At 71.6% G+C, this 556-nt stretch carries 1 pseudogene; it reads right to left on the bottom strand.

Annotation, left to right across the window (positions count from 1 at the left end):
- Positions 1–556 (bottom strand): annotated as a pseudogene (locus tag BVI061214_RS13065) (E3 binding domain-containing protein); the annotation flags it as partial.

Genomic DNA, 556 nt, shown 5'->3' with positions numbered 1-556 from the left:
TCCCCTAGACGCGTCTGGTCCACCTTCCGGCGGAAGACCCGAAGGGGGGCGCTTTGGGCGGGCGCGGGCACGGGGGCCACCCCCAGGAGAGGGCCTGGGGGGATCTCCTGGGTGGGGAGGGCTTCCTCGAGGGCGGGAGGCGCCTCGGGTTCAGGGGCCTCCTGGGCGGCCTCCTGAAGCTCCTCTTGCCGGGGCTCGGGGAGGGGCCTTTCCAAAAGGTCCTCCTCCCAGGCCTCGAGGGCCTCTTCCTCCTCGGGGAGGAAGAGGGGCTCCTCGTCCAGGAGGTCTATCTCGGGGAAGTCCAGGGCGAGCTCCTCCTCGGGGACCTCCTCCACCTGCAGGGTGGGGGTCTTGGGGGCCTCGGGGATGAGCTCGGCAAGGTCCACCCCTTCCCTTTCCAGAGCGGCCTGGGCCCGCTTCAGCTCCTCCTCGGGGGGCAGGGGCGGGGGCGATTCCGGCATGGGGGGGAGGTCCACCTCCCCGGCCATGACCTTGGCCAGGAAGGCCAGGATGTCCCGCTCCACGATGGTGCCATCCGGACCCGTGCCCTTCAGCC

Source organism: Thermus aquaticus (assembly GCF_001280255.1).
Classification (GTDB): Bacteria; Deinococcota; Deinococci; order Deinococcales; family Thermaceae; genus Thermus; species Thermus aquaticus.
The sequence above is the reverse complement of the archived record's forward strand: the minus strand, read 5'-3'. Positions and strand labels throughout refer to the sequence as shown.